This window comes from Sorangium sp. So ce296 (assembly GCF_051529605.1).
Taxonomy (GTDB): Bacteria; Myxococcota_A; Polyangia; order Polyangiales; family Polyangiaceae; genus Sorangium; species Sorangium cellulosum_D.
This window is the reverse complement of sequence record NZ_CP150325.1, coordinates 4224095-4250173: the sequence shown is the minus strand read 5'-3', so window position 1 is coordinate 4250173 and position 26079 is coordinate 4224095. Positions and strand designations below refer to the sequence as shown.

Genomic DNA, 26079 nt, shown 5'->3' with positions numbered 1-26079 from the left:
GAGGACCTGTCTGGCGGAAGCCCGTTAAGCCGTCCCGGGGCGCATGCAACGAGCCGTCGAGCGCGCTGTGCGCGCGCGCTGCACAGAGGCAGAATAGGGGGCGCGGCGGACGGGCACAAGGAGATCGGGCGCGCCGGATCGCGCGCGTTCGGCGGCGTCCCGCGCGCCGCGGGCGGGGGCCGGAGCGAGCGGCCGGGCGGGGCGGGCGCGCGGCGGAGGAGGGCGAGGGGACGATGCGGGCGCGGACGGGGAAGCGGGGCATGCGGTCGGGCGGGGGCGCCGCGGGACGCCGTCGCGGCGGGGCGCTCCGCCGTGCGGCCCTGATGGTGCTCGCGGCGGCGCCGGTCGCGGTCGCGGCGGCGTGCTTCGAGGGCGGGGTCCCGTGCGGCGACGGCTTTTGCGCCGTCGATCACGAGTGCGTGTTGACCCGGGAGGCGACGCACCTGTGCCTCGCCCCCGGCAAGCGCGACCTCTGCGGCAACGGGGTCGTCGAGGGCGTCGAGATCTGCGACGACGGGAACACGGCGGACGGCGACGGCTGCAGCGCCGACTGCCGGTCCGACGAGCAGTGCGGCGACGGGGTCGTCGATCCCGCGCTGGAGGAGGTCTGCGACGACGGCAACGCGAGGGACGGCGACGGCTGCAGCGCCGACTGCCGGTCCGACGAGCGGTGCGGCAACGGGGTGGTCGACAGGGTGCGCGGGGAGACGTGCGATTGCGGCGCGGGCGACGTCCTGCCCGCCGAGGCGCAGTGCCGCGGGGCGCAGAACGCGGCGTCCGGCGGGTACTGCCGGGACGACTGCCAGGTCCACTGCGGCGACGGGCGGGTGGCCGAGGAGGAGGCGTGCGATCCGGGGGCGCTCATCACCACGCCCTGCGCGGCGCTGCGCTATGATTTCGGCCGGCCCGGCTGCACGAGCGCGTGCGATGGGCTCTCGACGGCGTCGTGCGGGGACTGGAACTGGCGTCTCCAGGAGCCCGGCACGACGGCGCCGCTGCTCGCCGTGTGGGGACACGGGCCGAACGACGTCTTTGCCGTCGGCGACGCCGGCGCGATCGTGCATTACGACGGCCAGCGCTGGGAGCCCATGGACTCGAGCTCTCCGATGTGGCTCGGCGGCGTGTGGGGGAGCGGGCCGCGCGACGTGTTCGCCGTCGGCAATCGCGGCACGATCCTGCATTACGACGGCGAGCGCTGGGCGCCCATGGACTCGTCCACGACGGCGGTCTTGCTCCGCGTGTGGGGGAGCGGGCCAGAGGACGTCTTCGCCGTCGGCCTGGCAGGCACGATCCTGCGCTACGACGGCGAGCGCTGGGAGCCCATGGCGTCGCCCGCGTCCGCGGCCCTGTACGGCGTGTGGGGGAGCGGGCCGCGCGACGTGTTCGCCGTCGGCGATCGCGGCGAGATCGTGCGCTACGACGGCGACGGCTGGCAGCGCATGGATTCGCGCACACCGGCAGCGCTGCTCGGCGTGTGGGGGAGCGACTCCAACGATGTCTTCGCCGTCGGTGAGGACGGCGAGATCGTGCATTACGACGGCGAGCGCTGGGAGCCCATGGCGTCGCCGGCGTCCGTGGCCCTGTACGGCGTGTGGGGGAGCGGGCCGCGGGACGTCTTTGCCGTCGGCCTGGCAGGCACGATCCTGCGTTATGACGGCGAGCGCTGGGAGCCGATGGTGGTCCCGTCAAAGCTGCTGTACGGCGTGTGGGGGAGCGGCCCGAGCGATGTGTTCGCGGTCAGCATCGACAGCGCCATCGTGCATCACGACGGCCAGAGCTGGCAGCCCATGGAATCGCCCACGCCGGAGGCGCTGGTCAGCGTGTGGGGGAGCGGGCCGAGGGACGTCTTCGCCATCGACGACAACGGCATGATCGTGCATTACGACGGCGAGCGCTGGGCGTTCATGGATACGCCCCTGTCGTCCGGTTTGTCGGGCGTGTGGGGGAGCGGGCCGGCGGACGTCTTCGCCGTCGGCGAGAGCGGGACGATCTTGCACTACGACGGCGAGCGCTGGGAAGCCATGGAGTCGTCCACGCTCGACCTCTTGTTCGGCGTGTGGGGGAGCGGGCCAGACGACGTGTTTGCCGTCGGCGTGGCGGGCACGATCGTGCACTATGACGGCGAGCGCTGGCAGCCCATGGCGAGGCCCGTGCAGGTGAACCTGGGGCCCGTGTGGGGGAGCGGGCCGAACGACGTCTTCGTCGTCGGCGAGAGCGGAGCGATCTTGCGCTACGACGGCGAGCGCTGGGAGCCGATGGCCTCGCCCGAGTTCGCGCTCCCGCGCGCGGTGTGGGGGAGCGGGCCGGAGGACGTCTTCGCCGTCGGCGAGAGCGGGACGATCCTGCGCTATGACGGCCGGCGCTGGGGGCCGATGGAGTCGCCCACGTCCGCGCGCTTGCTCGCGGTGTGGGGGAGCGGGCCGAAGGACGTCTTCGCCGTCGGCGAGCGGGGCACGCTCCTGCACTATGACGGCATCTCCTGGTTGAAGCTCAATTCCACGACGGACCGTCACCTCCTTGACGTGTGGGGCGACGGCGGCACCTCGTTCATCGTCGGCGAGGGCGGCGTCATCTACCGTCATACCCGGATGGCGCCGCCGTGAAGGCCGCGCAGGCTCCCTCCTTCCAGAGAGCGCGCCGCCGCCGCGCGGCGTCGCTCGTGTCGCTCGCGCTGCTGGCCGCGGTCGCCGCGCCCGCGCGCGCCCAGGCGCCGCCCGCGCTGCCGCCGTGGCACCAGGGCGTCTCCGAGGAGCGGAAGCAGAGGGCGTACGCGCTCTTCCAGGAGGCGCGGGACCTGCACCGGCGGATGATGCTGGCGGAGGCGCGGGAGAAGTACCAGGAGGCGCTCGCTTCGTGGGAGCACCCCGAGCTCCGGCTCTACCTGGCGCGGGTGCTCCGGAGCATCGGGCTGCCGCTCCTCGCCCACGAGAGCCTGCGCCTGTCGCTGCAATGGGGGCCTGGCTCGCTCACCCCCGAGCAGGAGCGGGAGGCGCGCTCAACGTTGCGGGCGCTGGTGCAGCACGAGCTCGCCGCCATCGAGATCCGCTGTGATGAGCGGGGGGCCCGCGTGCTGCTCGACGGCAAGCCGTGGTTCGTCGGCCCGGGCGCCGCGCGCCGGATGATCACGCCCGGAGAGCACGTGATCACGGCGAGGAAGGAGGGGTATTTCACCGTCGTGAAGCCCGTCCTCGTGCTCGCCGGCAAGGAGGCTTCGGGCCGCGTCACGCTGAGCGTCGACGCCGTCATCGCCGAGCGGCGGTGGGCTCCGTGGGTCCCCTGGGCGACGCTCGGGGCCGGCGCGGCCCTGGGCGTCGCGGGCGCCGGCCTGTGGTGGCAGGCCGACGTGCACCACCGGGACGCCGACCGGCGCCTCGGGGGCGGATGCGACCCGTGGTGCACGCCGTCGGCCCGCGACGCGTACGACGCCAGCGTCGTCGAGAACCGGCTGGCGATCGGCGCGTTCGTCGCGGGTGGGGCGGCGATGATCACGGGGACGGTGCTGCTCCTCATGAACGGGCCCCAGTCCCACCGCACCGACGATCGAGGCGGTGTTCGGATCGAGCTCTTGCCCGTGCTGCCGGGCGACGTGGCCGGCCTGTCGGCTCGGCTCGCCCTCTGATCCAGCGCCGGCGCTACGCCTTCGGAGCCCCGGCGGTGAACTCCCAGACGAATTTGCCCTTTCCTTGCTTCTCATCCGGCGGGGCGAGGACGAGCCCGTCGATCGCCTTCACGACGCAGCTCGCCACCTCGTCCGACGCGGTGGTGCCAGCGGGGTCGACGGCGACGTTCGTGATGCGGCCGCTGTCTTCGAGCACCGTGAAATCGACGGCGACCTTGCCCTGCGCGCGGGGATTCCGGGCGAGCTCTGCGTCATAGCATGCCCTGATCTCGTCGCGCCTCGTATCGAGCAGCGCGGCCGTATCGTCGCGGTACATCTCGGCGTTCCGCACGGCGAAGGAGCAGCCCGCGGAGGCGCTCGCCAGAACCATCATGGTAAGAACCGGCAACAACTGCTTCATGCTCGCCTCCTTGCGGGGAGCGCCGCTCGTGGCTCGGCTTCGGATCATCGGTTCACTGCCCGGCGTCCGCGGTCTTCGCCGCGGTGTCCTGCTCTACGATGTTGAACTCGACTCGGCGGTTCTTCTCGCGACCCTCCGCTGTGTCGTTGTCCGCGATGGGCCTCGACGTGCCGAAGCCCCGGGCGGTGAGCATGCCGGCAGGGATCCCGCGGTCGACGAGGTACTTCATCACGGCTTTCGCGCGGCGATCCGACAGCTTCAGGTTGTGGTCGTCCGAGCCCTCGGCGCTCGCGTGACCCTCGATGGCGATCCTCTTGATGTGCTTGTGCGCCTTGATCGTGTCGACGACCTCGTTCAGCAAGCTGTGGGACTCCGGCCGGATCGTCGCCTTGTCGTACTCGAACTGGATCTTCTCGTTGATGACGATCTTGTCGTCGGTCACGACGACGCGATCCGCCGGGGGCGGCGGGGGCGGCGCGGGCGGGCGGCCCGCGACGCTGAACGCCCTCTCCCCTTCGAACATGGTGACGCCGCCGCAGGCGCTCGAGCCCAGGCCCATGCCCGTCAGCAAGGCACCGACGACCCAGGGCCGGAGGCCCATGGCGCGCCGCGAGCTGCGCCATGCGACTCGCCAACGGCGAGGGCTCGGGCACATCATCGCATCTTGTTTATCATGCATACCCTTCATGATCGCGTCTCCATCGCCCGCCGTCACGGGCCCAGGCCATCGGGTCGCTCTGCGTCTCTCCTCGACGAAACCAGGGGAGCGTGAGAGCTAGAGCGTGTCGCGCGCAGGAACTCCGCGAGCGCCGTGAGCGCGTGGAGGTCGCCGGGCGCGAGGTCGCTCGTCATCGCGTGGAGCTGCTGGCGAGCCGAGTCGACGGCGCGAGATCGCATCGACTCAGCGTCGGCGCGGGGCCAGGCGTGCTCGAAAGAAGCGGGTACGAGGCCGCGGGCGCCAAACCAATCGAGGATGGCAGCACGGATCCGCTCCATCCGGAAGACGCGCCAGCGGCGGAGCTGGTCCGGCCTGCCAGAGAGCACGGCCTTGAACCGCCGAAATGACCCCGGCCCCTGGAGGCACTGCAGGAGCAGCGCCTGGAGCTCGATGTCGTCGACCGTCGGGATGAACGCCTGCAGCCATCGATACTGGTCGCGCGCAGCGATGGCCTCGACGCGCACGCAGGCCGGATCCGCCTCGACGCGCACGCGCGTGTCCGGATCGGCGAGCCCGTCGACCAGCCGGATCAGGGCGCCTGTCTCGAGGTGGAGAAAATAGCGGATGTGTTGAGCGGTGTTGTCGAAGGCGCTCGCGAGCGCGCTCCAGTCGACAGGGACTCTCCGACCCGCAGCAGCGGACTCCGTCGTGGTCGTGCTCATGTTGGCGCCCGGTCCGCAGGCAGCTCTCATGCCATCCACGCACAAGGCGCGCTCCCACGCTGCGCAGCGCGCCCGAGAGTCATCCGTCCTGCGCTGGCCGCCGTGGGTGTCGCGTTGTGCAACACGCCGACGAAGCGCGGAGTCGCGCGCCTCGCGGCGCCTTCAGCGACCGCCGCTCGCGTCGGGCGGGGCGCGGCGCAGGCGCGCTCGGCGGCAGGGCGGCCGGACGGTCACGGCTTCGGGTCGCTCGAACGCCCGCCGCGCATGCCGTACCGCTCGAGCTTTCGATACAAGGTCGCCCGGTCGAAGCCCAGGATCTGCGCTGCCTGGCTCTTGTTCCCGCCGACCACCTCCAAGACGCGCAAGATGTAGCGTCGCTCGACCTCCTCCATGGGGACGAGCTCGGTCGGATCGTCGCTCGAGACGAGGACATGGGAGCGCGCGTAGGTCCGGATCTTCTCGGGCAGATCGTCGACGGTGATGTGATCGTACCGCGCGAGCGCGACCGCTCTCTCGATGCAGTTCTGGAGCTCGCGCACGTTGCCGGGCCACGCGTAGGCCATGAGCTTCTCCGCCGCGGGCGCCGAGAGGCCCTCGATCGGCCTCGCCTTGACGGCCGCGAAGTGCTCGAGGAAGTGCTGCGCGAGCAGCAGCACGTCGGCGCCGCGGGAGCGGAGCGGCGGCAGGTCGACGTGGACCACGTTGATCCGGTAATAGAGATCCTCGCGGAAGCGGCGCTCCTCGATCGCCGTCTCGAGGTCGCGGTTCGTCGCGGCGATGAGCCGGACGTCCACCGGGATCTCCTCGTCGGCGCCGACGGGCCGGACGACGCGCTCCTGGAGGGCGCGCAGGAGCTTCGGCTGGAGCCCGATCGGCAGCTCGCCGATCTCGTCGAGGAACAAGGTCCCGCCGTGAGCTCGCGCGAACAGGCCGCTCCTCGCGCCCTTGGCGTCGGTGAACGCGCCTCGCGCGTGGCCGAAGAGCTCGCTCTCGAGGAGGGCGTCCGGTACCGCCGCGCAGTTCACCGCCACGAACGCGCCCTCGCTCCGCCGGCTGCGCTGGTGGACGGCGCGGGCGACGAGCTCTTTGCCGGTGCCGCTCTCTCCCGTGATGAGGATCGATGTGTCCGAGTCGGCGACCCGATCGAGCAGATCGAACACGCTCCTCATGACCGGGCTGCTGCTGAGGATCTGCTCGTATCCGCGGGCGTCGGCCACGGCGCGCCGCAGGCGGCGGACCTCCTCGCGGAGGGCGCGGTGGCGCAGGGCGCGCTCGACGGTCAGCCGGAGCGCGTCGAGCTCGAAGGGCTTGGTCACGAAGTCGTACGCGCCCGCGCGGATCGCCGACGTGGCGGTGTCGAGGCTGCCGAACGCGGTGATGACGATGACCGGCAGATCGGGCCGGTTCTGGACGATCCGCTCGCAGAGCTCGAGGCCGTTCATGCCGCGCATGGTCATGTCGGTGACCACGACGTCGAAGTCCTCGACCCCGAGGAGCTCGAACGCCTCCGCGGCCGACGTCCGCCACGCCGTCCGGAATCCACGCTTCTTGAGCCCGGCGTCGAGGAGCTCGCAGACGCCGCGCTCGTCGTCGACGATCAGGACGCGCCCCGTCATGGCTTCCACTGTGGCAGGAACATCGTGAAGCAGCTCCCCGAATCCATTCGGCTGTCGGCATGGATCCAGCCGCCGTGCTCCTTGATGATCCCGTAGGTGACCGACAGGCCGAGCCCCGTCCCTTCGCCGACGGGTTTGGTCGTGAAGAACGGCTCGAAGATGTGCTCGAGGATGTCGGCCGGCATGCCTCCTCCCTGGTCACGAACGGACAGCGCGACGTAATCCCCCTCGCCCCCACCGCCCTGGTAGGCGGGGGGACTGGCGCGCTCTGCCCGGACTCCAACCGTCAGCGTACCGCCGGACGGCATGGCCTGGATGGCGTTGACCATCACATTCGTGAGCGCCTGCTGGAGCTGGTCAGCATCCGCGTGGACGATCAGCGCCGACGTGTCCCCTTCCTGAACGATCGTGACGCCCTGCTTCTCCGCCAGTGGCCTCAGCATCGTGAAGGTGCTGCGGAGCACGCTCCCCAGCGGGGTTTCCTGCTTCTCCGCGCTGCGGCGCCGGGCGAAATCGAGCAGCTGGCGGATGATCTGGGTCATTCGCTGCGCCTGCTCGAGGATGATCTGTCCGTTGGCCGGCACCTCGTCTCCGGAGACGTCCCCGTCCACCAGCATGCGTGCGCGTCCCGCGACGACCTGGAGAGGCGCGCCCAGCTCGTGCGCGATTCCGGAGGCGAGCTTGCCGACGGTGGCGAGCCGCTCGGCGTGGCGGAGCTGCTGGAGCGCGGCGAGCCGCGCGGCCGCTTCGGACTCGAGCTTCTGGTTCGCCGCAGCGAGGCGATCGCACATCGCGTTCATCTCCCGTCCGAGCTCGCCGATCTCATCCTTCTGGTGCAGCGACAAGCGTCGGGAGAGGTCACCCGCGCCGATCCGCCGCGCCTGGTCGATCAGCGTTCGCATGGGACGTCCCACCAGCCCGACTCCGAGGGACGTGGTTAGCAACCCGCATACCAGCGCCAGAGCGGCTGTCGTGACGGTCGTGCTCAGGATCATGCTCCGGATGGTCCGGCGCGCGCCCGCCAACGATTCGGAGAGCAGCAACGCGCCGACGCGGTCGCCGGGCACCGGCACGGGCATGCAGGTGATGAGCACGTCCGCGTCTTCGCGGGGGATCCTGTGCACGACGGTTTGCCCCATCGAGACGGGGACGAGCAGCTCTGGCGCCAGTCCTGGCCGATGCGCTTCGCTCGCGTGCTCGTCGAGCCAGACCCACCGGATGTCCACCTGTCGCTCGCGCTCGTTTGCATCGTCGACCAGGCGCAGCGCGCGGGCCTGCCCTTCGGAGCGCCACACCTCGGTCACGGCGGCGGCCAGCACGCGGCCCATCGTGTGGTGGTCCCGCTGCACATCGTTCTCGAAGATCCTGGCCTCTCTGCGGATCTGGACGTAGGCGCTCAGCGCAAGCACGAGGAACACTCCGAACACGAGAGCGAGCGTCAGCTTGCGCGCGAGCTTCATGCCGGAGGCGTAGCGCAGGTGGTGCGCGGCGAGCTACCCGCATGAGGCCGCCGCAAAGTACGACATGCCGCATTTTGCGACACCAGCGCAGGGCGTCGGTTCCGGATGAGGAGCAGGCCGCCGAGCGCGTCGGGCGTCATGAGCGGCACGACTCCCCGGCGAGATCCGGCGCTCGCTGGGCTGACGCCGTGCTCGTGCCCAGAGCCGATCACCCGGGGAGGCGGAGCTGCGGTGGACGGCTCTGGCGCGCGATCTCACCTCGGCTTCTCGGCCGCCTTTTCCGGGCAGCAGAACAGGTGATCGGGCACCAGCATGGCGCAGCCGTCTTTCCAGGGGTCGTCGGGCGCGTAGTCCGTCCGGTTCTCCGCAGGATAGAAGTACGCCCTGGGCCTCTCTGGATCCGTGCAGGCCCTGTCGCGCTCCGGCGCTGCCTCGCGGCGCTTCGGCGCGCCTGCGCCCCTGGAGCAGGCCGCGAGCGCGGCGCCGGCCACGACGAGCGCGAGGAGCGCGGCGACGGACCTGCGAGCCCAGGGCGACGCGCGCCTCGGCGGTCGTCGCGGGGATGGTCGCCGGTGAGCGCTGACGGTGTTCGGGCCTTCCGGGGGTGTGGAGATCATCGTTCGTGTCCTTCCCGCGTCCGGCGTGGCGGCCTGGCGCCGTCCGGCGTGGCGGCCTGGCGCCGTTCTCGCCTGGTCAACCTATGGAGACGGGCGTACCGCTTCCCTCTCGGCGCAGCCTTGCACGTCGCCTCCGCTCGCGTGCTCTCCGGCGCCGACGCGTCGCACCCATTCGTTCTTCAACGATTGCATCGGGCCTGCAACGGGCTCGACTTCAAGCGCACGCAGGCCCGCGGAGGGCAGCCGAGACCCGCGCAGGCCGCTTCGAAGCTCGGATAGCAGCAGCCGTCGGCGAAGACGTCGCTCGCGCCGCAGTCGCCGAAGCTCTGAGCGGGATGCGCCGGAGCAGCGCATCGTGCGGGCTTGCTGGTCGGTTTGGGGTGCGCCCTGGGCGCGTGACCGGGAGCAGGGCTCCGGTCTGGCTCGGACGCCGGCGCGCTGCCCGCCGCGGGCTCGGCGCCAGGGGCCGGCCCGTGGTCGGACGTGGATGCCGGTGTTGGCTCGGAGCCGTGCGTCGGCTCGGGCCCGTGTGTCGGCTCGGGGCGTGGCGCGCGCTCGGCGGTCGAATCAGGCCCTCGACCGGTCGGCGCGGCGCCGGGCTCGCGCCGAGGGGGCGAATCAGGCTCTCGACCCGGCGCAGCGGCCGGGGCTGCGGTCGAGGCGGTCGGGCTCGGCGTGCTCGCGCAGTGGACGAGGAGCAGAAGCAGCGAGAGAGGGCGCCCGAGCGCGAGCGTCCGGACCGATGCCAGCTTGCGTGCCACCGAGGGAGCATCGCACGATGGCCCGCGCGAAGCCAGGAGGGCTCCCATCGCACGCGCGTCACACACGCGATCGATCAGCCGCTGGCGCCGCCCCCCGCGCCGGCGATGTCGGTCGAGGCGTAGTGTCTCATCTCCTGGATGCGCTCATAGAACGGCTTCACCTTGGCGAAGAAGGACGGGAACGACGCCGCCTTGCGGAACCCCTGGAGGTGGCCCTCCAGCGAGCCCCAGCGGATGCGGACGACGAAGCTCGCCGGATCCTCGACGCAGCGGGAGATCTCGTAGTCGAGGCAATGCTCGGAGCCGCGCAGCTCGGCGGCTGCGTCGCGATAAGCGGCCAGGAACGCCTGCTCTTGGTCCGCGGGGATGGCATAACGAATATACTCGATGATCATGGCAGCTCCCTGGGTCGGGTGGCCGGGGGCGCTCCGTGCGGCGGCGCGCGCGCTCCGGAGAGCAGGGATACGTGGCCGCGGCCCTGCCGTCGAATCGACTGTCGGCGCGCCCATCCATCGATGGTGTCTATGGGTTGGCGTGCTATCCATCGATCATGCGCCTGCAGTCGGTGGACACCCACCTCGTCGTCGCCTTGCACGCTCTGCTCCAGGAGAAGAGCGTCACGCGCGCCGCGCGCCGCGTCGGCGTGACGCAGCCCTCGATGAGCCACGCGCTCTCACGGCTGCGCGCCCATTTCGGGGACCCGCTGCTCGTCCAGGTCGGCAGGCAGATGACGTTGAGCGAGCGAGCGCGCGACCTTTTGCCGAGAGCAGCGGAGGCCGTCGAGCGCCTCGAGCAGGTCTTCAGCCCGGCCGAGCGGTTCGACCCGGGGCGCTCCAGGCGCACGTTCCGGCTCGTCGCGACCGACAACCTCGAGCTGCTCGTGCTCCCGGCCTTGGCCCGGCTCCTCGCCGCGGAGGCGCCGTGCGTCGACGTGCGGTGCCGCAACATCCCGGCGGATTTCGCGGAGCTCCTGCGCTCCGGCGAGCTCGACGGCAAGCTGGGTCGGGGCGGGCCGGTGCCCGACGGGTGTCGGTCCATGTTGCTGGCCGCCGAGCGGCTCGTCTGCGTGATGCGGCGAGGCCACCCGGCGTCCCGGAAGCCGCTCACGGCGGCGCGCTACGCTGCCTGCGAGCACCTGATGGTCTCACCGCATGGAGAGGATCACGGCGTCGTCGATCGGGAGCTGGCAGCGCGGGGGCTGCGCCGGCGGGTGACCCTGACGGTGTCGCATTTCCTCGTCGCTCCGTTCATCGTCTCCGGCTCCGACCTGCTGCTCACCGTGTCCGCGCGGGTCGCCGAAGCCGTGGCGTCGAAGCTCGACCTGGTGGTGCGGCCGTGTCCGGTCGAGATCGCGGGCTATGCGCTGACGCTCGTCTGGGCGGAGCGCTCCGAGCGCGATGAAGGGCACCGCTGGCTTCGGGCCGCCATTGCGAGGGCCGTCGCCTGCGAGCCGGTCGAGGGCCCGGGCGCGTCCGGGTGAGGATCGGCGCGGGCTGCGCGCGCGCCGGTGTACGCCGGGGCGCGATGGGGCCGGCCTGCCACGCGGCGTGGGCCTGCGATGACACGTGCCTCAGGCGCGGCGCGGGCTTTCCGGGTCGTGCTCTGCGGCACGCGCCGTGCTCCTCCGGGCCGGCATGCCGTGCATCCGAGCCGCTGCGCTGATCGCCCTGGTGACGCTGACTTCCGGCTGTGCCGCCCGGTCGCAGCCCGCATCTCCCGTTCCCGTCGAGATCCCGGTCGCGCCTCCGCAGCGCACGGCCGAAGCCGAGGCGGCCGGGAACGGGGCGCCCGGCGGGGGCCTCCTGGTCTGGGGCAGCGTGGGCGACGGAGCGCCGCGGACGTGGCATCTCGCGGAGGGCGGCGCGGTGATCCGCGAGGAGCCCGGGATCGTCGTGGCGACCCGGCGAGGGGAGTGGCGCTGGGAAACGCGCGAGGAGCAGGTGGCGACGTCGGCCTGCGAGATGGGGCTGGGGGAGATGCGCGAGCCGGGCGAGGGCACGGCGACCCGCGCGGCGCTCGTGCTCCGCGGGAAGGGCGAGCGCCAGGAGGTGATCTCGCCGCACGATGGGGACGAGAGCAACGAGATCCACCACACGGCCGCGCTGATCGGGAGCGTGGGGCCGTACCTGTTCATCGAGGAGCGGACGTATACGGACCTCTGCGGGGCGCACGGCTTCGAGGGCGCGGGGTTCGTGGCGTGGGACGCCGAGCGGCGCGCGGCCGTCGATCTGCTGGCCGAGGTGCGCGGCGTGACCGCGCTGCAGAGCGCGGCCGAGGCGCTGCTCGACGACGGCGAGGACGGCGCAGAGGCCGCGGGGCAGGAGCGGGATGCACCGGAGCTCGTGCAGATCGCGCCAGCCTACGATGAGCGGGGGGCGCTCCGGCTGACGGCGCAGCTCGCGCGATCCGCGTGCTACGCGTGCAGCGACGGGGCGTGGAGCTCGTACTCGCGCTCGGCGGTGGTGCCGGTCGAGAGGACGCCGGCGCGCCTCGCGGCGTGGGCGTCGACGCCGCCCGATGTGCGGGCGTTTCTGGAGCGGACGCCGGGGGTAAGGCTCGGTGGATGGTCGCAGGCCGGCCAGGAGGAGTGAGCTGGACTGGGACTACGCACCCAGGTTGGCAAGAGTGCTCGATCCCCCGGGACCCGCCGCCGCCGCCGGAGCTGCCGCCGGACCCGCCGGACCCGCCGCCGCCGGACCCGACCCAGGTTGGCGCGGGCGACTACTACCCGACCCAGGTTGGCGCCGGACCCGACCCAGGTTGGCGCCGGACCCCCGCCCGCCCGCGGACCCGACCCAGGTTGGGCGACTACCCGACCCAGGTTGGCGACCCGACTACTACCCGACCCAGGTTGGCGACCCGACTACCCGACCCAGGTTGGCGCACCCCTCAGATTGGGTCCCGACCCCAGGTTGGAACTAACCCAGATTGGACCCGATCCAATGTTGGACCCGATCCAGGCCATCAACGCGGGTTACGGGTGTAAGTTGGGCTATGTCGCGGCGCGCCGACTCAGAGTGGCGGAAACTGGCGGAAAACCGCTGCCGCCACCCATGCGACCGTGCAAGTCCTTGAAATGATTCATGCCGACTCATGGCGCGGCGTTTGTATCTGCGCGCGGCCATGAGCCAGCCTCGCCAAATCGCTCCAGGTGCGACCTACCTACTCACCCGCCGGGTCATGCGTCGGCACTTCCTGTTGCGCCCCGATGCGGCCATCAACCAGCTGTTAGTCTACGCCCTCGCTATATCGGCTCGCCGCTACGGCATCGAGGTTCATGCCATTTGCGCGATGTCAACACATCTGCACTTGGTCGTGACCGATGTGCAGGGCGTGCTGCCGCGCTTCTTGCAATTTTACCATCGACTGGTCGCATTGGGCACCAAAGTGCTGCGGCAGTGGGAAGGGCCAGTATGGGACCATGAGGCCACGAGCGTGGTACAGCTCGTGACGCAGGCGGCGGTGGTAGAGAAGATCGCCTACGTGCTCGCGAACCCTGTGGCTGCTGGCCTGGTTCGGCACGCGAGCGAATGGCCGGGCGTCAAGGTGGATGTGGGTGACCTCGGTCGTGGAGTGCTGCACGCGCTGCGCCCGTCCGCATATCTCAATCCAAAGAATCCGCAGTGGGTCGAGCAAGCGACACTCTCGCTCGCGCTGCCGCCTACCATCGAGCAGGAGAACGCGGAGGCCTTTCGCCTGCAGGTCGCGGCAGAGCTTGAGCGCCAGGAAGCTCAGGCCCATGCAGAGGCGGAGCAACAAGGCCGCCGCTTTTCGGGCGCCGAGCGAGCCAGCGAGATCTCCCCGTACGAGCGAGCCACGAGCCGCGAGGAGCTCGGTGCACGCAATCCAACGTTCGCCGTGGGCCGCAACCAGGGCGATGCTTGGCGAACCGCTACGGCCGCTGTACGTGCGTTTCGCATATCCTATCGCACGGCGCGTAAACAGTGGTGTGCTGGCGTGCACAACGCGGTATTCCCGGTGGGGACATGGTGGATGCGCACGTTCCACGGTGCCAGGGTGAACGACGCGACGCTTGCAGCGTAGAACGGCGATCGGGAGCGCGACAGCGACTCGGGCACGGACGGCGTTGTCTTGACGCGTTGTGGGGCGGATATGCCCGTGTCGGCGAGGCGGGAGCGGCCGGCGGATGCTCGGCGCTGTATCACGCGCCTTGCGCGCATATGCCGTGCCGGGCCAAGCGGACACGAAGCGGCGCCCATGCCAGGCTGTCGAAGCCTCTGATCGATGGCAGGAGACGGATCTTTGCCGGCCGTCGCGTCTCGCTCACCAGGTCAATCCGGGTCGTTGCCCGGCAGCCCGCGGACTGGAGCAATCCGCATGGGCAACCCGTAGCAACCCGCAACCCGGGTCGGGTCGACCGACCAACCCGGGTCCGCAGGTGGTCGCAACCCGGGCCCGGTCGCGGCCGCCGCCGTCGCAGGTCGCCACCGCAGGTCGCCCGCCGCTCCGCTGCTGGTCGCAACCGGGTCAGGTCGCCGCCGCCGCCGGCGGCCCGGTCGCCCCGCGCCCCGCGCAACCAGGGTCAGGTCGCCCCGCAATCCGGGTGTGCCCAACAGGTCGCCCAACAGGTCGCAACCCGGGTCCGGTCGGCCCCGCAATCCGGGTGTGCCCAACAGGTCGCAACCCGGGTCCGGTCGGCCCCGGGTCCGGTCGGCCCGGCCCGGCCCGGCCAGCGGCCCTCCGTCAGAGCAGATCGTCCAGTTCGTCCATCGCCTGGGAGAGGTCCTCGCTCATCTCCTTCAGCTTCTCGCGGTCCTTCTCCAGGAGCACGGCCTGCGCGGCGCGCGCCTTGTCTCCGAGCTTGCGCGCCGCGAGCACGTTCTCGAGCAGATACCGCCGCTCGGTCGCGCCGAGCGTCGCGAACGCGCGCCGCAGGATCGGCAACGTGTCTTTGAAGCGCTCCGGCGCGATCCCCCCGAGGAAGGCGTCGAGCGCCTCAACCACGGTCCGGCTCTTGACGAGGACGAGCGCGTTCACCTCGAGGAAGCCGGCCAGGAACGACGCCGCCGGCTCGGGCGGGGCCGCGCCCCCGAGCCGCAGACCGACCACCCTCGCCACCTCCGCATCGTCGATCGCCTGCGCCAGGTAGAGCAGCCCGCAGGCGAAGCCGGACGCCGTCGGGTTCACCGCGTCGCTGTCCACGAGCCCCCGCGCCGCGGCGAGCCACGCCGCGCGGTCGACGATCGGCTGCGACAGCGCCACGTCGTGCAGCGTGCGCAGCGCCTCCTTGGCCGTGGCGACCGCCTCGTCGCTGCCCGTGCAGCCCCCCTGCACGCGCAGCACCGCGCGCGCGAACGTCTTCTCGAGCATCGGCGCGATCACCCCGTCGCCGAGCGACGACAGCGACCGGGACGACCCGAACGACGCGAGCCCCGCGAAGGCGCGGCACGCCCGGGCGAGCGACGGCAGATCGCTGTCGCCCGCGGCGAACTGGTCGCACGCCCTCAGCGCCGCGGCCACCGCGCGGGCGCTCGACGCCAGCACCCCGTTCAGCAGCACGTCGGCGGCCTCGCCGGTCGTATGGCACGCCGCGAGGTCCTCCTCGAGCAGCCGCGTCGCCACCTGCTCCAGCGTGTCGCCGAGCACGATCTTCTCGACCAGCGCAACGTCGGTGGCCGGCGTCCACTGCGCCTCCCACGTCTCGCTGAGCTGCCCGAGCAGCTCGTCGGGCGGCGTCTCCTGGGTTGCCTGGCCGCCGCGCCGCCTCGCCCCGCCGCCGGCGCGCCGCGCCCCGGCGTAAGCCGCGTAGGGAATCTTGGCGATGCGGAGCCGGTGCAGGAGCACGCTCGTGCCGACCTCAACCTGGTTGGTGAGCGACAGCCGGAACGACTCGGGCGCGTCCGTGGCGGGGAGCCTGCGCTCGCGCACCTCGCGCCAGAACTCCTCCTGGAGCGAGTTCTTCCCGATGCCGCCGCCGACGCGACCCACGTTGCGCCCGATGACCGCCGGCCACAGGAATCCGTCCACGTGCGTCGCGTCGCCGCGGCACATCGTCGCGATGGTCGCCTCGCGCACCTCGTCGAGGCCCGGCTCTGCCTTGCCGCGGAGCTCGGCGAGCGTGACCGCGAGGCGGAACGCCTCGATGGTGTCGGCGAGCGAGGCCATGAAGCCGCGGAGGCGGAGGTGCTCGGTGAAGTCGATCAGCACCTCGAGCGTCGCGCGCCGGAAGTCGCCGCCCGCGTCGTGCGCGCGCTGGTAATACTGCGGCGCCCGGTTGCCCGCGCCGTAGCCGAGCTGCTCGGAGAGCCGCGGGAAGCTGAACGGGATGAGCGTCACGGCGCACGGCACCGGCGCCGGCAGCCGCGCCTCGAGCGCGGGATCGACGTCGCGCGCCGCGAACGCCGCCGCGTGCGCCGCGCCGAGCACGGCCGCGACCTCGTGCGGGGCGAGGTCCGGCCCCATGCGCTCGAGCAGGCACCGCGCCATGTACGCGTCGCGCGCCCGGTGGACCAGCCGGTCCCCGTCGCTGCGCGCGAGGTCCGCGTACGCGAGGAGCGCCTCGCGGAACGACCTCGGGTCGTAGCGGGGCGCCTCGAACGAGGCCTCCCAAAACTCCTCGAACGAGCGGAAGCCCCGGGCCCGCGCGCACGCCTCGTAGATGCTCTCCTGCGCCCCTTCCGCGGACGCCGGCGCATCGCCGCCGCCCTCGCCGTCCTCGCCGCTTGCGCCGTCCTCCGCGCGCCCACCGCCTTCCGCGTCGCTCTCCCGCTCGTGACCGCCGGGGTCCTCGACGTCGTCGTGGCCGACCACGGCGCCCTCGAACGGCGCGAGCGTCATGCCGACGGGGACGTCGATGAGCTCGACGCGCACCCCGTGCTCGAAGGCCCATTTCACCGCGACGTACTCGGGCGAGTAGGCGGCGAACGGCCACAGCGACGACGCGGGCGTCCCGTCGGTGCGGTAGCCGAGGATCGCGACGGGCGGGACCGTCTTCGGGTCGACGAGCGCCTCGAGGAGCGGCGTCGCGTCGCTCGGGCCCTCGACGAAGATCGCCTTCGGGCGCACCTCGTCGAGGTAGGCGCGCAGCGTCGCGCTGGAGCGCGGCGAGTGGTGGCGCACCGGGAAGAGGTGGACGGCGGCGAGCCGGGCCAGGTCCATCGGGGGCTCCTTCAGGGCGCGAGGCGCTTCTTGGCGGCGGCGTAGAACTCCTTCCAGAGCCCGGTGCGCCCCTTGGCCACGGTCTCGCAGTACTCGCGCACCGCCTTGAGGTCGTCGCCGCCCTCCTTGCTCACGGCGCCGAGCAGCGAGCGGGACAGGTCGTCGGCGGTCACCTTCCCGGTGCCGAAGTGCTGCGCGAGGATGCCGCTGTTGAAGAGCACGCTGATCGCCTCGGCGGTCGACAGGACGGACCCTGGCGCCTTCACCTTGGTCTTGCCGTCCTTGGTGACGCCGGCGCGGAGCTCCTGGAACAGCGTCACGAGCAGCTTCGCGAGCTCGGCCGGCGGCTCGACGCCGACCTGGTAGTCGCCGCGGAGCTCGGCCTCGCGCTTCTGCACGATGCGGATCTCCTGCTCGAGGTCGTCGACGACCGGGACGGTGATGAAGTTGAAGCGGCGCTTGAGGGCGGCGCTCATCTCGTTGACGCCGCGGTCGCGGGTGTTCGCGGTGGCGATGAGGTTGAAGCCGCGCTGGGCGGGGACCACCTGGTCGAGCTCCGGGACGGCGATCTGCTTCTCGGACAGGATGGAGATCAGCGCGTCCTGGATCTCGGACGATGTGCGGGTGATCTCCTCGAAGCGCGCGAACCGCCCGTCGCGCATGGCGCGGAGGATGGGCGAGGGCACGAGCGCCTTCTGCGACGGCCCTTCGGCGAGGAGCAGGGCGTAGTTCCAGCCGTATTTGACGTGCTCCTCGCTGGTGCCTGCGGTCCCCTGGACGACGAGCGCGCTCGTCCCGCTGATGGCCGCCGACAGGTGCTCGGAGAGCCAGCTCTTCGCGGTGCCCGGCTCGCCGACCAGCATGAGGGCGCGGTCGGAGGCGAGCGTCGCGAGGGCGACCTGCACGAGGGCGCGGTCGCCGATGTACTTGGGGGTGATCGCGACGCCGCCGACGGGCTTGTCGCTCCCGAGGATGTAGGTCTCCACGGCCCTCGGCGAGAGGCGCCACCCGGGCGGCCTCGGCGCCGTGTCCTCGGCGGCGAGGGCGGCGAGCTCGTGGGCGTACTTGGTCTCGGCGGGCTGGCGGAGGTCGCTCATGGGCGGGGGAGAGGCTACCGCAGAACGGGGTGCGGAGAGAACGACACGGGCGGAGGTCGAGGATGCGCTCGGAAGCTTCGTGCTCGATCTGCTCCCGGGAGCGCGAGGCGCTCAGGCACGCCGCTCGAAGGCGAGCTTGACGCCCATGCCGACCATCATCGCGCCGCTCGTCCGGTAGACGCCGGTGAGGGCCCTCGGACGCGCGCGCAGCCACGCGGACAGGGCGCCGGCGAAGTAGCCGACCAGCCCCTTCACCAGGAAGGTGAGCAGCGAGAACGCCACCCCGAGCCCGCTGATGAGCAAGGTCGGGTGCTCGGCATCACCAGGGACGAACTGGGGGAGAAAGGCGAGATAGAAGATCGTCACCTTGGGATTGGACAGGTTGGACAGCGCGCCCTCGGCGAACAGCCTGGCCAGGCTCGACGGCCTCGCCTCCAAGAGATCGAGCGCGGCAGCGCGCGTGCGCAGGAGGCGTACGCCGAGATAGACGAGGTACGCAGCGCCGACGAGCTTGAGGATCAGAAACAGGGTGGCAGACGCCATGAGGATGGAGCCGAGCCCCAGCGCGGCCAGCGCCGTGTGGCCCACCAGGCCGAGGCTGATGCCGCCCGCGGTCGCCATGCCCGCGGACGAGCCCTGCGCGAGGGAGCGCGACATCACGAGGATCATGTCCTGGCCCGGAGTCACAATGACGAGGAGCGAAGTAAGCAAGAAGAGAACGATCTGGGTCTCCGACATCGCATCGATCCTCTGTGTTGGTTTCCTTACATGGTCGACTGTAACCGAGCCCGAACGCCGCAGCTACAGGACAGGGCTCCGCCGAGCAGCATCGCGGCGAACCACAGGCTGTCGCGCGGTGGTCAGGGCACGTCCCGGAGGCCGCGACGAGGTTGCTATCACCTCTGCCAGTATGTGCCAAACTGCGTCAATCGAAGGGGGCTCGGGTCTTGCTGAGCCCCGTGCTCTGCTACACACTGGCGCATCGTGGGCAGCGCTAGATCGAGCGCGATGGCGTGATCGCAACCCCGTGGGGCAGATGAGCACGCAGTTTGCACTGACCGAGCTCGAGGACGGAGCCGCACTCACGGACGGCTCCCCACCCCTTGGAAAGATGATGATCATGAAAGCACATCGACTCGCCTGGGTCGCGCTCCTGCTGGTCGCCGCACAGGTTCCGTTCGTTGCCGCCTGCTCGGGCACGGTCGACGGCTCGGGTGATCCCGAGCCGGATACCGGGAACGATCCCTCCGGCGAAGGCGGCGGCGACGTGAGCGCGCCCGAGACAGCGCCCGACCTGTTCGCATGCAGCCTCGAGCTGAGCTGTGAGAAGATCTCGCGGCACCTCGGCCCGGAACCACGAGAGGCGCTGGAGTGCGCGGCCAGGCTCCTGCTTTCGGGCGACACGGGCGCCCTCGCGGCGCTCGATACCCCCGGACCGTTCATCGACGAGACAGAGTCGCTCATCGTGGTGCTGGGCGACGGCACCGCGCTCGTGCAGACCCGCGAGAGGCACTGCGGAGCTCCCGACGAGCCGCCCTGCCAGCCCGACACGTGGGAGGCGCCGTCTCTGCATCAGATCTGCGATGTCGAGATCCCTGAGTCCATGGAAGAAGCGTGCGAGGAAGACTCCGAGGAGGGGTGTGTCTGGGTGCCGTGGTCAGGGCTGAGCAACTGCCAGGCCGTGGACGACACCACCTGCACCGACATCGCTGAGCGGCTCGCACCGAGGTGATCGCCCGCCTCGCCCGGCTCCGGTGAGCCAGACACCTGGCTCCGTGCGGTCAGGCGAGCGGTGGATTCATGTGCTCAGGCGGCCTCCTGCCGCGCCCCCATCGCGGCGAGCGGCGGTATCCCGAACCGCGCGCGCACCTCGCCGAGCGGCAGGTGGACGACGTCCCAGAAGTCCCAGCGGTCGCTCAGATCGACCTTGCAGGCCGCGCCGCGCGCCACCGCGCGCAGCACCTTGCGCGCCTCGAAGAGGCCCACCTGCGGCGCCGCGAGCGGCGTGATCTGGATCCCGAGGTGGAACTGCAGGATCACGAACATCAGGAAGGCGAACCCGTCGCGCCGGATGAACCCGGGGAAGTGTCGGCAGGTCCGCCGCGCGGGCCACCGGCGCTGGCCGGTCACGTCCGCGCGCCGGTCACGTCCGCGCGCCGGTCACCTCGGCGCGCCGGTCACTTCCGCGCGCCGGTGACCTGGATCTCGCGCAGGCGCGCCCGCGCCGCCGCGTAGTACGGCTCGATCTCCTTCGCCGCCGGCGTCCCCCAGAGGTTCTTCCGCTCCTCCGGGTCGCCCGCCAGATCGTACAGCTCGAACCGGGCGCCGCCCGAGATCGTCAGCTTCAGATCGCCGCGGATGAACGACCGCCGCGCGTCGTTGTATGGCCCGGCCGGCATGTCGATCAGCACGTCGCGCGCCGCGGCCTGCTCGCCGGGCGCGAGGAACACGTCGGGCAGGAGCGACACGCCGGACAGGAAGTCGGTCGCGGGCGCGCCCTCCCCCGGCCCGGGGACCCGCATCAGATCGAGCAGCGTCGGCGCGAGGTCGATCAGGCTCCGCCGCGCCGAGACGCGCGACGGCGTCGCGCCCGGCACATGGACGAGCAGCGGCACGCGCACGAGCTCCTCCCAGAGCTCGAAGCCGTGGCGGAACATCTTGTGCTCGCCGAACGCCTCGCCGTGATCGCTCGTCACCACGATCGCCGTGCGCCCGCCGTACGGCGCCGCCGCGACCGCGTCGAGCAGCCGGCCGATGTGCTTGTCCGTGAAGGCCACCTCGCCGTCGTACAGGTCCCGCTGCGACGACGCGCCGAAGCCCGGCACGTCGTCGTGCCGGAGGTAGTCGGCGTGCGGATCGAGGTAGTGGACCCACAGGAAGAAGCGCCCGCCCGTGTTCTCGGGCGACCCGAGCAGCCGCAGCGCGGCGTCGGTCAGCGCGGGGCTCGTCGCCTTGTTGTCGATGTCCCACGGCGCGCCCTCGGGCGGCGCCGCGGACATGTCCACCACGTCGAACCCGCGATCGAGCCCGCCGAAGCTGCCGAAATAGCGGTGCCCGTGCACGCTCATCGTGCGCACCCCCGCCGCCTTCAGGCGCTCCGCGACGAACGTGTCCTCCTCGCCGAACTTGTTGAAATGGCCCCAGTTTCTGTGGGTCTCGCTCCCGTACTTGCCGATGAGCATCGGGCCGATGCTCTTGCCCGTGTAGGACGCGAGCGCGTACGCGCGCTCGAACGCCGTCGAGCGGGCCGCGAGCGCGTCGAGGTTCGGCGACACGGGCCGCGGGTTGCCCGCGTAGCCGAGATCCCAGCGGAGCGTGTCGATCGTGATGAGGACGACGTTCAGGTCCTGGGGCAGGCGCGCCGCGGGCGACTCGGCGGGCGCGGCCGCCTTCGGGGCCGGGGCGAGCGCGGCCAGCGCCGCGGCGGTCAGGTCGCCGCCGGAGCAGTCGTCGTCGACGCCGTTGTCGAGGATCTCCTCGGCCAGCGGGTGGACGCGCGCGTCGCGGTCGTCGCAGTCGCCGCCGCCGAAGAGCCCGGCCGAGCGGTCGCCGTCGCGGTCGGCCAGGCGGCGCAGGACCGCGAGGCTCTTGCCGCCGACGGGCGCGCCGCGCTCGAGCGCCTGGCCCACCGCCGGCGCCGCGTTGAGCGCCGTGGCCGCGCGCGCGGTGAGCGCGAGCGGCAGGAGCGCGACGAGGAGGGCGACCGGGGCGCGCACCGTCCGGACGGCGGCCGGCGCGAGGAAGGCGGCGAGCGCGACGACGAGCAGGAGCGCCGGCGCGCGCAGGTCGAGCTCGGGGCGCTTGAAGATGCCGTAGATGCCGAGGAAGCCGCCCTCGCCGGAGACGCCGCCCGTGGCGACGCCGACCGCGAACAGGGCCGCGGCGATCCCGAGCGCGACGCCGCCCGTGACCGCCGGGTCGACGCAGGCGGGGCGCCCGTCGCTCGCGTTGGCGAGCGCGCGCCGGAGCGGCGGCGTCAGGGCGAGGACGGCGAGCCCCGCGATGAGGCCGACGCCGAGCGAGCCCGCGGCGACGGCGGTGCCGACGAGCAGGGGCGCGGCCTCGAGCCCGAGCAGCGCGCGGGCGAGGTGCGCGCACAGGGTCATCCAGAGGAAGGCCGCGAGCACCGCGAGCGGCACGAACGCCGCGATGTCGGCGGGCCGGCCGATCGCCCGCACGCGGAGCGAGGCGACGAGCGTGGCCGGCGACGGCGGGCGCGACGGGTCGACCACGATCGCGCCGAGGCCGCCGAGCAGGCCGACGGCGAGCGCGACCGGCGCGAACACGCCGATGTCGGCGAGGTAGGTCGCACGCTGGAAGGCGGGGTCGTCGCCGGCGAAGGCCGCGGCCCAGCCGGCGTCGAGCGACGCGGCCACGACGCCGAGGACGCTGGCGCCGAGGGCGCTCGTGGCGAGCCGCCCTGCCCACGCGCGGGCCAGCGTCGGGACGGCGGGCCCCGGCGAGCTGGGGGTGCGCTTCACGCCGGGCTCCGCTTCCGCGCCATCGGGTGGGCGTTCCGCGCCATGGGGTGGGCGGCGTCGTAGACCTTGAGCAGGTGGTCGATCGACACGTGCGTGTACCGCTGCGTGGTGGCGAGCGACGCGTGCCCGAGCAGCTTCTGGATGGCGCGGAGGTCGGCGCCGCCGTCGAGCAGGTGGGTCGCGCAGGTGTGCCGGAGCGCGTGCGGGTGCAGGTCGGACCGGCCGGCGCCGAGCGCGCCGTAGCGCTGGACGAGGGCCTGGACGCGGCGCACGCCGATGCGCGCGCCCCGGCGGGACAGGAAGAGCGCGCGCGGGTCGCGGGCGCCGGTCGTCGGGTCGGTGAGCTCGTCGCGCCGCTCGAGGTAGCGCTCGATGGCGGCGACGGCGTGGGAGCCCAGCGGGACGATCCGCTCCTTGTCGCCCTTGCCGATGACGCGCACCGAGGCCCTGTCGGCGGGCTGCCGGTCGACGTGGGCGAGGTCGAGCCCGCAGAGCTCGGAGACGCGCAGGCCGGCGCCGTAGAGGGTCTCCAGGATGGCGCGGTCGCGGAGCCCCTCGGCGGTGTCGGCGCCGGGGATCTCCATGACCTCGGCGGCGGCGTCGACGTCGAGGAAGGTCGGCAGGGGGCGCCGGACCTTGGGCAGGGCGAGCTGGGCGGCCGCGTTCTTGTCGACCTCGCCGCGCCGCTCGAGGTAGCGGAGCAGGGCGCGGGCGGCGCCCACCTTGCGCGCGATGGAGGCGGGAGCGTGGGTGCGCGCGAGCGAGCCCAGCCAGCTGCGCAGGAGGAGCACGTCGAGGCCGGTCACGGCCGTGTCCTCCACCGCGGCCGCGTCCTCGCCCGCGGTCGGGGCCTCGCCTGCGGCCTTGCCGGCGGCCGCGACCTTGCCGGCGGCCGGGACCTTGCCGGCGGCGGGGACCTTGCCGGCGGCGGGGACCTTGCCGGCGGCCGGGACCTTGCCGGCGGCCGGGGCCTTGCCGGCGGCCGGGGCCTTGCTGCGCGTCGGCGCGGGGCGGTGGTCGGCGTTCGCGGCCGCCTTCTCGCGGGCGAAGCGCGCGAGCTGCTCGAGGTCGCGCCGGTACGCGGCCACGGTGTGGCGCGACGCCCGTCGCTCGGCCGTGAGGTAGGTGAGGAAGCGCGCGATCGCCTGCTCCAGCGTGGTCTCGCCGGATCGATCGCCGCCTCGCCGCACGTGCATCACCGGTTTGCCCTACCACCAGGACGCGGCGGCAGGCAAAGACTCGCCGGCGGCCCGCCGGGGCGCCGCGCTCCCGCCGCGCGGGCGCGCCGGGAGGCAACCCGCAGGCCGGGTGGCGGCGGCAGCCCGACTCGGGCCCCGTCGAGGTCGCGGCGCGCGCTGCGCAGGGCCGGTGGCCGCTCGCCGCGGCCGGCGCGGCGTACGGCCCTCGGGGTGCAGGGACGCGCCCGGCGCGCGCGTCCCTGCTGTTCAGGTCGTTCGGTGACCATCGCTGTGGCTTCGTGACTTGAGTTACCGAACCGCGCTTCGAACATGGGCTGTTTCGCTGTGGCGCGGCGGACATCGGCCTTTGTTTCGCTGCGGGAAGGCTGCGGGAAGATCGACGGCTGCGCGCTCGCGCGCGGGCGCCGCTCAATCGGCGTTGCGGTGGCGGGCTGCCGGCCGGATTCCGGACATGACGGGGAAGACGAAGAGGAAAGGCCGAGGATCTCCCCGCCTTCCGCCCTCGCGCCCCTCTCCTGGGCAGCTCGGCTGCCGCCTGTCATGGACGTCCGCGGATCGCGCGCGTGATCCCGATACGTGCGCCGCTTTCGGTGTGGTACGAGGGCCGGCGCGCTGGCGACGACGCGCGGGGCGTGAGGAGCATGAAATGACGAATGCAGTCGTGAGCGAGCCGGCCACCGAGGTCCCGCCGAAGCTCTCCTTTGCCCAGACCCTGAGGAGCCTGCCGCGCTCCTTCTGGATGGGCTGCATCATGGAAATGTGGGAGCGGCTCGCTTACTACGGCGTCCGCGTCGTCATGCCCATCTACATCGCCCAGGCCGACGAGCCTGGGGGGCTCCACTTCAGCCAGCAGGACAAGGGCACCATTTACATGGTCTGGGCCCTCATCCAATCGCTGCTCCCGATGATCACCGGCGGTTACGCGGACCGGTACGGCTACAAGCGCACGATCTTCGTCACGGTCTGGCTGAAGATCATCGGTTATCTGCTGATGGCGACGCAGCGGAGCTTCACCGGCTTCCTCCTCGGCGTGGTCGTCCTCGCGACGGGCACGGCCCTCTTCAAGCCCGGGATCCAGGGCACGCTGGCCCAGTCGATGGATAAGTCGAACTCGTCGGTCGGCTGGGGGCTCTTCTACTGGCTCGTGAACGTGGGCGCGGCGGTCGGCCCGCCGCTCGCCGGCTACCTCCACGGCAAGGGCTGGCCGTGGGTGTTCTACGGCTGCGCCGGCATCATCTCCCTGAATTTCCTGATGCTCTTCACCTACCGGGAGGTCGACTCCGGCGCCGACAAGACCGCCGACGCGTGGAAGGTCTTCAAGGACACGATCAAGAACATCTGGGATGCGCGGCTCATCACCGTGATCCTGCTGCTCTCGGGGTTCTGGCTGATGATGTATCAGCTCTGGGACCTGATGCCGAACTTCTACACGGACTGGATCAGCAGCACCTCGTTCGTGCAGAACAATTCCTGGCTCCCGTCCTCCTGGCTCGACGTCAAGGATGCGCGCGGGGTCCAGCTGAAGCAGGAGAACGTGCTCAACCTGAACGCGGTGTGCATCGTCCTCTTCCTCGTGCCGTTCTCGTACCTGGTGGCGAGGATGAAGGTGCTCTCGGCGATGACGCTGGGCATCCTCGTCGCGACCTTTGGCATCCTCGTCTCCGGGACCACGACGTCGCTCTACGTCCTCTTCCTGGGCATCCTGCTCTTCTCCATCGGCGAGATGCTGACCGGCCCGAAGAAGAGCGAGTATTTCGCGCTCATCGCGCCGAAGGGGAAGAAGGCGCTCTACCTCGGCTACATCAACATCCCGGCGGCGATCGGCCCGGCGATCGGCGCGCAGATGGCGGGGATCCTGTATGGCACGCGCGGCGAGAAGGCCACGCGCGCCCTGCGCTACCTCGCCGAGAAGACCGATGTCGCCAAGGGGAAGGCATGGAACGGCGACGTGGCGTCGCTCCCGGAGCTCCTCGGGGTGTCGCGCCAGGAGGCCTTCCGGAAGCTCCAGGAGGTGCTGCAGATCGACGCGACCCAGGCCACGCGCCTGCTCTGGGACACCTATCAACCCTACGAGATCTGGTACTCGTTCGCGGCGGTCGGGGTCGCGTCGCTCGTGGGGATGCTGCTCTTCTCCCAGCGATCGAAGCGGTGGAAGGATCTCGACGTGTAGGCTCTGTCTACCGAGCTGCTGCGCGGCCCGATCCATCGGTCGGGCCCGCGGGCAGGGCACCGCGGTGGTCTTACCATGCCGAGCACCGAATCAGCGCATCTCGCCGTGTTCGTGGTCTTTGGGCGCTTACGCGCGACGATGTATGCGCGTCTTAGAATCG

At 71.7% G+C, this 26079-nt stretch carries 20 protein-coding genes; 7 read left to right on the top strand and 13 right to left on the bottom strand.

What is annotated here, in order from left to right:
* Positions 1–233: 233 nt before the first annotated feature.
* Together WME98_RS15935 and WME98_RS15930 are read left to right on the top strand one after the other, a co-directional pair.
* Positions 234–2603, top strand: coding sequence for a DUF4215 domain-containing protein (locus WME98_RS15935; RefSeq protein ID WP_437952057.1), 2370 nt, complete (start codon positions 234–236; stop codon positions 2601–2603).
* Positions 2600–3619: a hypothetical protein gene (locus tag WME98_RS15930; protein WP_437952056.1), complete on the top strand. Its 1020-nt coding sequence runs from the start codon at positions 2600–2602 to the stop codon at positions 3617–3619. Before WME98_RS15935 ends, WME98_RS15930 begins: the two co-directional genes overlap by 4 nt.
* A gap of 13 nt (positions 3620–3632) precedes the next feature.
* Here the strand turns inward: WME98_RS15930 and WME98_RS15925 are convergent, their stop codons facing one another.
* From WME98_RS15925 to WME98_RS15895, 7 genes are all read right to left on the bottom strand, one after another.
* Positions 3633–4019 (bottom strand): AgmX/PglI C-terminal domain-containing protein, encoded by a 387-nt coding sequence (locus tag WME98_RS15925; protein WP_437952055.1) that lies wholly within the window; start codon positions 4017–4019, stop codon positions 3633–3635.
* Positions 4020–4071: 52 nt separating this feature from the next.
* Positions 4072–4620 (bottom strand): OmpA family protein, encoded by a 549-nt coding sequence (locus tag WME98_RS15920; RefSeq protein ID WP_437952054.1) that lies wholly within the window; start codon positions 4618–4620, stop codon positions 4072–4074.
* A gap of 110 nt (positions 4621–4730) precedes the next feature.
* The gene (locus WME98_RS15915) at positions 4731–5399 is read right to left on the bottom strand and encodes a UPF0158 family protein (protein WP_437952053.1); all 669 of its coding nucleotides are present in this window, start codon (positions 5397–5399) and stop codon (positions 4731–4733) included.
* A 230-nt stretch (positions 5400–5629) separates the two neighbouring features.
* A complete protein-coding gene (locus WME98_RS15910) occupies positions 5630–7015 on the bottom strand; it encodes a sigma-54-dependent transcriptional regulator (protein WP_437334062.1) in 1386 nt (461 codons plus the stop codon).
* Positions 7012–8475, bottom strand: coding sequence for a sensor histidine kinase (locus WME98_RS15905; RefSeq protein WP_437952052.1), 1464 nt, complete (start codon positions 8473–8475; stop codon positions 7012–7014). The genes WME98_RS15910 and WME98_RS15905 overlap by 4 nt, the downstream gene beginning before the upstream one ends.
* A gap of 254 nt (positions 8476–8729) precedes the next feature.
* On the bottom strand, positions 8730–9092 hold the full coding sequence (locus tag WME98_RS15900; RefSeq protein ID WP_437952051.1) for a hypothetical protein: 363 nt from the start codon (positions 9090–9092) through the stop codon (positions 8730–8732).
* Between the two features lie 835 nt (positions 9093–9927).
* Entirely contained in the window at positions 9928–10248 is a 321-nt protein-coding gene (locus WME98_RS15895) for a putative quinol monooxygenase (RefSeq protein WP_437952050.1), read from the bottom strand.
* Between the two features lie 155 nt (positions 10249–10403).
* Between WME98_RS15895 and WME98_RS15890 the strand changes: the two genes are divergently transcribed.
* The 3 genes from WME98_RS15890 to WME98_RS15880 all read left to right on the top strand — a co-directional run bounded on the left by WME98_RS15890 (position 10404) and on the right by WME98_RS15880 (position 13897).
* Complete coding sequence (locus tag WME98_RS15890) at positions 10404–11333, top strand: LysR family transcriptional regulator (protein WP_437952049.1); 930 nt, start codon at positions 10404–10406, stop codon at positions 11331–11333.
* A 190-nt stretch (positions 11334–11523) separates the two neighbouring features.
* Entirely contained in the window at positions 11524–12444 is a 921-nt protein-coding gene (locus WME98_RS15885) for a hypothetical protein (RefSeq protein WP_437952048.1), read from the top strand.
* Positions 12445–12976: 532 nt separating this feature from the next.
* On the top strand, positions 12977–13897 hold the full coding sequence (locus WME98_RS15880; protein WP_437953986.1) for a transposase: 921 nt from the start codon (positions 12977–12979) through the stop codon (positions 13895–13897).
* A gap of 660 nt (positions 13898–14557) precedes the next feature.
* On the opposite strand, the gene WME98_RS15875 is transcribed toward WME98_RS15880, so the two are convergent.
* The 3 genes from WME98_RS15875 to WME98_RS15865 all read right to left on the bottom strand — a co-directional run bounded on the left by WME98_RS15875 (position 14558) and on the right by WME98_RS15865 (position 18807).
* A complete protein-coding gene (locus WME98_RS15875; protein WP_437952047.1) occupies positions 14558–16972 on the bottom strand; it encodes a DUF5682 family protein in 2415 nt (804 codons plus the stop codon).
* A gap of 11 nt (positions 16973–16983) precedes the next feature.
* Positions 16984–18069, bottom strand: coding sequence for an ATP-binding protein (locus WME98_RS15870; RefSeq protein WP_061626934.1), 1086 nt, complete (start codon positions 18067–18069; stop codon positions 16984–16986).
* 111 nt (positions 18070–18180) lie between these two features.
* Positions 18181–18807, bottom strand: a complete 627-nt coding sequence (locus WME98_RS15865) for a LysE family translocator (protein ID WP_437952046.1) — start codon at positions 18805–18807, stop codon at positions 18181–18183.
* A gap of 289 nt (positions 18808–19096) precedes the next feature.
* Here WME98_RS15865 and WME98_RS15860 point away from each other — a divergent pair, with 289 nt between their 5' ends.
* Positions 19097–19801, top strand: a complete 705-nt coding sequence (locus WME98_RS15860) for a hypothetical protein (protein ID WP_437952045.1) — start codon at positions 19097–19099, stop codon at positions 19799–19801.
* Positions 19802–19875: 74 nt separating this feature from the next.
* On the opposite strand, the gene WME98_RS15855 is transcribed toward WME98_RS15860, so the two are convergent.
* From WME98_RS15855 to WME98_RS15845, 3 genes are read right to left on the bottom strand one after another with little or no spacing between them, the layout of a single operon-like run.
* Positions 19876–20199, bottom strand: a complete 324-nt coding sequence (locus WME98_RS15855; RefSeq protein ID WP_437952044.1) for a hypothetical protein — start codon at positions 20197–20199, stop codon at positions 19876–19878.
* Positions 20200–20246: 47 nt separating this feature from the next.
* Complete coding sequence (locus tag WME98_RS15850; RefSeq protein ID WP_437952043.1) at positions 20247–22550, bottom strand: sulfatase-like hydrolase/transferase; 2304 nt, start codon at positions 22548–22550, stop codon at positions 20247–20249.
* Positions 22547–23746, bottom strand: coding sequence for a tyrosine recombinase XerC (locus tag WME98_RS15845; protein WP_437952042.1), 1200 nt, complete (start codon positions 23744–23746; stop codon positions 22547–22549). The genes WME98_RS15850 and WME98_RS15845 overlap by 4 nt, the downstream gene beginning before the upstream one ends.
* 649 nt (positions 23747–24395) lie before the next feature.
* Between WME98_RS15845 and WME98_RS15840 the strand changes: the two genes are divergently transcribed.
* Positions 24396–25919, top strand: a complete 1524-nt coding sequence (locus tag WME98_RS15840; RefSeq protein WP_437952041.1) for an MFS transporter — start codon at positions 24396–24398, stop codon at positions 25917–25919.
* Positions 25920–26079: the final 160 nt, after the last annotated feature.

What these genes read in the sequence shown, in the direction of transcription:
- WME98_RS15935 (WP_437952057.1), top strand. Translation starts at nt 234, where the DNA reads ATGCGGGCGCGGACGGGGAAGCGGGGCATGCGGTCGGGCGGGGGCGCC.
- WME98_RS15925 (WP_437952055.1), bottom strand. Translation starts at nt 4,019, where the DNA reads ATGAAGCAGTTGTTGCCGGTTCTTACCATGATGGTTCTGGCGAGCGCC.
- WME98_RS15920 (WP_437952054.1), bottom strand. Translation starts at nt 4,620, where the DNA reads ATGGGCCTCCGGCCCTGGGTCGTCGGTGCCTTGCTGACGGGCATGGGC.
- WME98_RS15915 (WP_437952053.1), bottom strand. Translation starts at nt 5,399, where the DNA reads ATGAGCACGACCACGACGGAGTCCGCTGCTGCGGGTCGGAGAGTCCCT.
- WME98_RS15910 (WP_437334062.1), bottom strand. Translation starts at nt 7,015, where the DNA reads ATGACGGGGCGCGTCCTGATCGTCGACGACGAGCGCGGCGTCTGCGAG.
- WME98_RS15905 (WP_437952052.1), bottom strand. Translation starts at nt 8,475, where the DNA reads ATGAAGCTCGCGCGCAAGCTGACGCTCGCTCTCGTGTTCGGAGTGTTC.
- WME98_RS15900 (WP_437952051.1), bottom strand. Translation starts at nt 9,092, where the DNA reads ATGATCTCCACACCCCCGGAAGGCCCGAACACCGTCAGCGCTCACCGG.
- WME98_RS15895 (WP_437952050.1), bottom strand. Translation starts at nt 10,248, where the DNA reads ATGATCATCGAGTATATTCGTTATGCCATCCCCGCGGACCAAGAGCAG.
- WME98_RS15890 (WP_437952049.1), top strand. Translation starts at nt 10,404, where the DNA reads ATGCGCCTGCAGTCGGTGGACACCCACCTCGTCGTCGCCTTGCACGCT.
- WME98_RS15880 (WP_437953986.1), top strand. Translation starts at nt 12,977, where the DNA reads ATGAGCCAGCCTCGCCAAATCGCTCCAGGTGCGACCTACCTACTCACC.
- WME98_RS15875 (WP_437952047.1), bottom strand. Translation starts at nt 16,972, where the DNA reads ATGGACCTGGCCCGGCTCGCCGCCGTCCACCTCTTCCCGGTGCGCCAC.
- WME98_RS15870 (WP_061626934.1), bottom strand. Translation starts at nt 18,069, where the DNA reads ATGAGCGACCTCCGCCAGCCCGCCGAGACCAAGTACGCCCACGAGCTC.
- WME98_RS15865 (WP_437952046.1), bottom strand. Translation starts at nt 18,807, where the DNA reads ATGTCGGAGACCCAGATCGTTCTCTTCTTGCTTACTTCGCTCCTCGTC.
- WME98_RS15845 (WP_437952042.1), bottom strand. Translation starts at nt 23,746, where the DNA reads ATGCACGTGCGGCGAGGCGGCGATCGATCCGGCGAGACCACGCTGGAG.
- WME98_RS15840 (WP_437952041.1), top strand. Translation starts at nt 24,396, where the DNA reads ATGACGAATGCAGTCGTGAGCGAGCCGGCCACCGAGGTCCCGCCGAAG.